7 protein-coding genes are annotated in these 6,956 nt (G+C 59.5%); 2 read left to right on the top strand and 5 right to left on the bottom strand.

Annotation, left to right across the window (positions count from 1 at the left end; translation table 11 throughout):
* The 4 genes from V7080_RS21955 to V7080_RS21940 form a co-directional block, all read right to left on the bottom strand.
* Window positions 1-807 (bottom strand): DUF808 domain-containing protein (locus tag V7080_RS21955; RefSeq protein ID WP_334190516.1); only part of this gene is annotated, 807 nt, incomplete at its 3' end.
* A 99-nt stretch (window positions 808-906) separates the two neighbouring features.
* On the bottom strand, window positions 907-1,707 hold the full coding sequence (locus V7080_RS21950; RefSeq protein ID WP_334190515.1) for an SPFH domain-containing protein: 801 nt from the start codon (window positions 1,705-1,707) through the stop codon (window positions 907-909).
* The gene (locus V7080_RS21945) at window positions 1,704-1,898 is read right to left on the bottom strand and encodes a hypothetical protein (RefSeq protein WP_334190514.1); all 195 of its coding nucleotides are present in this window, start codon (window positions 1,896-1,898) and stop codon (window positions 1,704-1,706) included. Before V7080_RS21945 ends, V7080_RS21950 begins: the two co-directional genes overlap by 4 nt.
* Window positions 1,899-2,181: 283 nt before the next feature.
* Window positions 2,182-4,038 carry a phosphoenolpyruvate carboxykinase (GTP) gene (locus tag V7080_RS21940; RefSeq protein WP_334190513.1) on the bottom strand — a complete coding sequence of 619 codons (1,857 nt, stop codon included), beginning with the start codon at window positions 4,036-4,038 and terminating at the stop codon, window positions 2,182-2,184.
* Window positions 4,039-4,325: 287 nt separating this feature from the next.
* On the opposite strand from V7080_RS21940, the gene V7080_RS21935 reads away from it, so the two are divergent.
* The gene (locus V7080_RS21935) at window positions 4,326-5,324 is read left to right on the top strand and encodes a D-2-hydroxyacid dehydrogenase family protein (protein ID WP_334190512.1); all 999 of its coding nucleotides are present in this window, start codon (window positions 4,326-4,328) and stop codon (window positions 5,322-5,324) included.
* A 123-nt stretch (window positions 5,325-5,447) separates the two neighbouring features.
* Here the strand turns inward: V7080_RS21935 and cynS are convergent, their stop codons facing one another.
* Complete coding sequence (gene cynS, locus V7080_RS21930; RefSeq protein ID WP_334190511.1) at window positions 5,448-5,891, bottom strand: cyanase; 444 nt, start codon at window positions 5,889-5,891, stop codon at window positions 5,448-5,450.
* Window positions 5,892-6,130: 239 nt separating this feature from the next.
* On the opposite strand from cynS, the gene V7080_RS21925 reads away from it, so the two are divergent.
* Window positions 6,131-6,956: MFS transporter (locus tag V7080_RS21925; protein ID WP_334190510.1), on the top strand; the 826-nt coding region annotated here is incomplete at its 3' end.

The following is a 6,956-nucleotide window of genomic DNA, read 5'->3' as shown; positions in this document are numbered from 1 at the left end:
ATCGTGTGCAACATGCTCGATGAACTCATGGGCGACGGAGATGCCGTGCGTCAGGATGCCGCCGCCGACCATGAACATCGCCGCGGTGCCGAGTATCGACAGACTCTTCATCAGGTAGGGCGCCGCCACCAGGATGCCCCTGCCGATGCGGCGTTGCAGCGCGGACCAGCCACCCTCCCCTTTCTTCATGGTCAGGTACAGACCGCCGTCATCCAGCTTCACGATACCTGCCACCAAGCCGTAGACGCCCACTGTCATGATGAGCCCGATCCCCGCCAGCACGGTGACCTGCTGGCCAAAGGTTGCGGTCGCCACCGTGCCGAGCGAGATGACGATGATTTCCGCCGACAAAATGAAGTCGGTGCGAACGGCGCCCTTGATCTTGTCGCTTTCGAATGCCAGCAAGTCTTCCTTGGGAAGGCTGAGTGCCTTGACCTCTTGCGCATGGTGGGCCTCGTCCTCTTCCTTGCTGTGCAAGAACTTGTGCGCCAGCTTTTCAAATCCTTCGTAACACAGGAAGGCGCCGCCCAGCATCAGCAGCGGAGTCACGGCCCATGGCGCAAAGATGCTGATGGCCAGCGCCGCCGGCACCAGGATCAGCTTGTTCTTGAACGATCCCTTGGCCACGGCCCAGACGACCGGCAGTTCACGTTCTGCGCGTACGCCTGAAACCTGTTGCGCGTTCAGGGCAAGGTCATCGCCAAGCACACCCGCGGTTTTTTTCATCGCGACCTTGGTCATTACGGACACGTCATCCAGAATGGTGGCGATGTCATCAAGCAGTGTCAGCAGGCTGGCTCCGGCCATGTCGGTTTTCCTTGTGCAAAAAGCGTAAAACGGATTGAAGAGGGTGCAGCGATCGTTGGACCACGATGCGGGGTCCAACGATCGCCGCGCATGCTTGATTTACTTCACTTGTATCAGTGGCGTCGCGCCGCCCTGCATCACGATCGTATGGGTGCCGGACTTCGCGAATGCTTGCTGTGCTTCAATGCGCTTGAGTTCGATCAAGCGGCTGTCGAGCGACTCGGCGATGATCTTGTTGGCGCGGGCTTCGCCTTCCGCCTCCACCCGCTTGCGCTCCGCCTCCTGTTTGGCAAGCTCGATCTCCTTTTGTTTCTGATCGATCTTGTTTTGTGTCTCGACATTGGCCTTGATCGATGCCTCCAGCGCCGGATCGGTCACCAGCGAGCGGATATTGACGTCCGTCACGCTGAATGTTTCGGGATCGACCCGATTCAGTTCCGCCTGCATGTAGTGCAGCACCCGGTTGGCCAGATCGGTACGGCTGCGGTTCATGTCGAGCGCATTGTATTCGCTAGCGGCCTTGTACGCCGCCTCGCGCGCCGAGCGGAACACCCGGCCATGCGCCGCGATCCCGTCGCCGTTCTTGTCCTCGACCACGTCGCCGTTGTACTTCACGAACAGGTCGGCAACCTTGCCCGGGTTGATGCGGTAATACACATCGACGTCGAAGTCGGCCATGGTCAGATGATCCTTGGTCTTCGGCTTCATGTCGTTGAGCGCCATCGACATTTCCTTGGCCGTCATTTCATGCACCTTCTTGAACAGTGTGAAGTACAGGCCGGGCGTCAGTTCTTCCAGCTTCACCTGCCCTACGGTTTGTTCGACCCCGACATTACCGGTATCGATGCGTGTACAGGCGGAAAGCGTCGCGACGGCAACGGCTGCAAGAAGAAACTTCATACGATCCTCAGCGTAGTGTTGAACAACAAATAGAACAGGCCGCCAGCGATGACGCCGGCGATCCCTACGGCGATTACCAGTTCCTTCAAACCGAAACGGATCACCTGCCGCTCTTTCTGCCTGACGAAGACTGTCCGCCAAAGCAGAGCACTGACGAGCAGCAGGGTGAAAAGCAGGATGAATGTGGTCACTCGGTCCCCATCTGGTGGCACCGGCGACCGCCGCCGGCATGCGACAGGGCGTAGTGTGCCTTGCAAGATTGCAAAATGGCAAGTGCGGTCGCAATATTTGTTGCAGTCACCGTTCCGGTCAGCCTTGACCGAAAAATGCCGGCAAACAAGGCCAGGCCTGAAAAGCGGTGCAACCTGAAAAAGCAGCGAACAAATAAAAAGCGCGGTCAGGTTGCCCTGCCGCGCTTCGATTTTATGTGTCTCCTCCATCCCCCATATACATGGGAGAAGGCTTACCGCACCATCATGCTGCCAACCGCTTCTCCAACTCCGCCTTCGTTTCTTCCAGGGCCTTCGGCAAGTGATACTTCAGCTTGTCGAACAGCTCGGCGTGGAGCGCCAGTTCTGCTTCCCAAGCCGCCTTGTCGATCGAGGTAATGCGATCGAACTGCTCCTGCGAAAAATCGATGCCGTCCCACTTCAGGTCTTCGTAACGTGGCGTCACGCCGAAGATGTGCTCGACGCCGCCGGCCTTGCCTTCGATCCGGTCGAGCATCCATTTCAGGACGCGCATGTTGTCGCCGAATCCCGGCCAGACGAACTTGCCGTTCTCGTCGGTGCGGAACCAGTTCACGCAATAGATCTTCGGCAGTTCCGCAGGCGAGGCGGCAATCTTCTTGCCCATGTCGAGCCAGTGCTGGAAGTAGTCGCTCATGTTGTAGCCCATGAACGGCAGCATCGCGAATGGATCGCGGCGCACCACGCCTTGCTGTCCTGCAGCCGCAGCGGTGGTTTCCGAACCCATGGTCGCTGCCATGTAGACGCCTTCCACCCAGTTGCGGGCTTCGGTCACCAGCGGCACGGTGGTCGAACGGCGTCCGCCGAAGATGAATGCCGAAATCGGCACGCCAGCCGGATTGTCCCAGGCCGGATCGATCACCGGGTTCTGGGTCGCCGCGACGGTGAAGCGGGCGTTGGGGTGAGCTGCCTTGGCGCCGGTCTGCTTGGCGATGTCCGGTGTCCAGTCCTTGCCCTGCCAGTCGATCAGGTGCGCCGGCGGTTCCTTCGTCATGCCTTCCCACCATACGTCGCCGTCGTCGGTCAATGCGACGTTGGTGAAGATGGTATTTTCCTGCAGCGATGCCATGCAGTTGGCATTGGAGCTGCTGTTGGTGCCCGGCGCCACGCCGAAATAGCCGGCTTCCGGATTGATCGCATACAAGCGGCCATCGGCGCCCGGCTTGATCCACGCGATGTCGTCGCCGATGGTGGTGACTTTCCAGCCTTCGAACGACTTTGGTGGAATCAGCATCGCGAAGTTGGTTTTTCCGCAGGCGGACGGGAAAGCGGCTGCAACGTAATGCTTCTTCCCTTCCGGCGATTCGACGCCGAGGATCAGCATATGCTCAGCCAGCCAGCCCTGGTCGCGGCCCATGGTGGACGCGATGCGCAACGCGAAGCACTTTTTGCCGAGCAGCGCATTACCGCCGTAGCCGGAGCCGTAGGACCAGATCTCGCGTGTCTCGGGATAGTGGACGATGTACTTGGTCTTGTTGCATGGCCAGGCTACATCCTTCTGGCCCGGACGCAGCGGCGCGCCGACGGAATGCACGCAGGGCACAAAATCGCCATCCTCGCCGAGGACTTCATAGACCGCCTTGCCCATGCGCGTCATGGTGCGCATGTTGACGGCGACGTATGGCGAGTCGGACAGTTCGATGCCGATATGGGCGATCGGCGAACCGAGCGGGCCCATCGAGAACGGCACGACGTACATCGTGCGGCCGCGCATGCAGCCGTCGAACAGGCCGTTGAGCGTGCTGCGCATTTCGGCGGGCGCCATCCAGTTGTTGGTCGGGCCTGCGTCTTCTTCCTTGGCGGAGCAGATGAAGGTGCGGTCTTCGACACGGGCGACATCGCTCGGATCGGAGATCGCAAGATAGCTGTTCGGGCGTTTTGCCTCGTTCAGCTTCTTCATTGTGCCGGCGGCAACCATCTCGGCGCACAGGCGGTCGTACTCCTGCTTCGATCCGTCGCACCAGTAAATGTTGTCCGGCTTGGTGAGGGCGGCGATTTCTGCCACCCAATTGATGAGTTTTTGCTGCTTGACGTACGATGGGGCGGTAATGGTGGTAACACCACCCATGACTGGTTGATTCACGATAAAACCTCCAATGCCTAATAAAAAACCGGGTGTAGCGGCACGGCAGGATCGTCGTTTGGGGTTTCCAGGGCTGGTTCGGATCGATCTGCTAAGTCGATCCGCAGCGGAACGGCGGTCTGTCGGATAATGGAGCTCGCTAAAGCGTCACTCCAGTGGCCAGCTTTGGACTCTGCAGGGGTGGCGCGGAGGCTGGCGGCTAACAAGCTACGAAACATATGATTTTACACTTTTGCACTTTTTGTGACTAATTTTCTAAGCAAAATTACTTAGGAAACAATACGCTTATGAAGATCGCCATTCTTGACGACTATCAAGACCGCGTACGCCATTTGGAATGCTTCGCGTTGCTGAAAGAACATGATGTCAAAGTGTTCACGAATACGGCGCGCGGTGTTGGTCAACTGGCAATCCGGCTGGCGGGATTTGATGTCCTGGTTTTGATACGCGAGCGGACCGCTTTCCCGCGCATGCTGCTGCAGAAGCTGCCGAACCTCAAATTGATATCGCAAACGGGCAAGGTCAGCGGCCATATCGATGTCGATGCTGCAACCGCGCTCGGCATTGCGATCGCTGAAGGAACAGGCGATCCGCCGGCGCCGGCGGAGCTTGCCTGGACGCTGATCATGGCGGCCTCGCGCCGGATTCTTCCCTACAGCACGTTGTTGCGCGAAGGTCTCTGGCAGACATCGTCGGTCACAACACAACACAATCGGCTCGGCAGGGTCCTGAAGGGCAGGACGCTCGGCATCTGGGGTTACGGACGGATCGGCAGGCTGGTGGCGGGTTATGGCAAGGCATTCGGCATGCGCGTGATGATCTGGGGACGCGAACCGAGCCGTGACCGCGCGCTGGAGGACGGCTTTGCCGCAGCCGCATCGAAAGACGCATTCTTCGCCGAGGCCGATGTGCTGTCACTGCATTTGCGCCTGAACGAGGCGACACGCGCTTGCGTTACCGGAGCCGATCTGGCGCGCATGAAGCCGGATGCCTTGTTCGTCAATACCAGCCGTGCGGAACTGGTGGAGGATGGTGCCTTGCATGCCGCGTTGCAGGCAGGGCGTCCTGGATATGCCGCGCTGGATGTCTTCGAGACCGAACCGCTGCCGGTGCAGTCGCCGTTGCTGCGCATGGAGAATGTGCTGGCGACGCCGCATCTCGGGTATGTGGAGCAGGATAGCTACGAACTGTACTTCCGGGCGGCGTTTCAGAACGTGGTGGAGTTCGAGAATGGCAGGGCGGTGAATATTCTGAATCCGGAGGCGCTGGACAAAGGGAAGAAGTGACCGACCTCCTTCGACAGGCATCCCAGATATGGCAAGCGGGTCGACAAGCAAATTTGTCGTGCAGGGAACGACTCCCGACATCAACATCGATATGCTTGTTTCACCGCTTGCGCAGAACTGCCTTCAATACGTCTTGTAAGGCAGGAACTTCCCCGACAACACTACATTCACCCGATCGCCCTTCGGGTCCGGCTCGCGCTGGATATCCATCGAAAAGTCGATCGCACTCATGATGCCGTCACCGAACTCTTCATGGATCAGTTCCTTGATGGTCATGCCGTACACGTTCACGATCTCATACCAGCGATAGATCAGCGGATCGGTCGGCACTGCGGTCGCCAGCGATCCCTTGTACGGCACGATCTGCAGCCATGCGGCTTCTTCATCGCTGAGGTCGAACAGGCTTTGCGCGACTTCGGCCTGCGCCTTGGTGAAGGTCATCTGCCCGAGGCAGGCGGCGGTCGTCCATTCCTTGCTATGGCCGATTTTCTCCGCGATGTCGCTCCACTTCAGGCCCTTCCTTACTTTGGCGCCGATGATTTTCTGCGTGACGGTGTGACGGTCCATCGATGATCTCCCTTTGATGATTGAATGACGGTGCAGTTACGCAAGACGTGTGCCGTATCGAAGTAGTGCGATATCCAACTATCGCCGGCGAATGTGCACCTTTGCGATCCGCTTGCGCACTGTTTGCGCACCGGCGCGCACACAATCCGGGAAATCGCCCGGCAATTGTGAACAACGCTTTACATCGCGCCACGGGACGCCGTTCAGCACGGTCGTGCGCCTTTGGCTACACTTGCCCGATGAAATCCAAACTGTGGTCACTTACTCTTGGCAATTTCGCCATCGGCACCGGCGTGATGATCGTGCCCGGGATGCTCAACGAGCTCAGCGCCGACCTGTCGGAGTCGCCGGCCGCGATCGGCATGCTCATTTCCGCGTTCGCGATGACGATTTGCATCGGCGGCCCGTTCATGGCGAGCTGGACCAGCGCCATCGAGCGGCGCAAGCTGTTGACGGCATCGCTGGTCTTGTACGCGGTCATGCATCTGCTGGCCGCCCTGGCGCCCGGCTACAACGCCTTGCTGCTCGCACGCATGGTGACCGCCGTCGGTGCGGCATTGTTCACTGCCCAGGCTGCGGCGACCGCCGGCCTGATGGTGCCGCCGGAAGAGCGTGGCAAGGCCATCGGGCTGGTGTTTCTGGGCTGGTCGATTGCGGCGGTGGTCGGTTCGCCGATCGGCGCCTATCTCGGCGCGCATATCGGCTGGCGGCCGACCATGGGACTCGTCGGCGTGGTCGCGGCGGTATTCGCGGTGGGCGTATGGATGCAGATTCCCTCCCGCCTCTTCATTCCGGCGATGGACCGGGCAGCCTGGAAAAGCCTGTTCGGCAACACGCCGCTGATGCTCGCGATTTCCGTCACCGCGTTGCAGGCAGTCGGCATGTTCGTCATTTTTTCCTACATGGCACTGGTGCTGAAGGATTTCATCAACGCCACGCCCAATATCATCAGTGCGATGTTCCTCTGCTTCGGCGCCGCAGGCGTCACCGGCAATATCATCGGCGCCCGCATGATGGACCGCGTCGGGCCGGTCCGCATCGGCATGATCGCGATGGGGTGCATGC

Origin of the sequence: Noviherbaspirillum sp., from assembly GCF_036846085.1 — a bacterium.
GTDB lineage: Bacteria > Pseudomonadota > Gammaproteobacteria > Burkholderiales > Burkholderiaceae_D > Noviherbaspirillum.
This window is presented reverse-complemented; position numbering and strand designations above follow the sequence as displayed.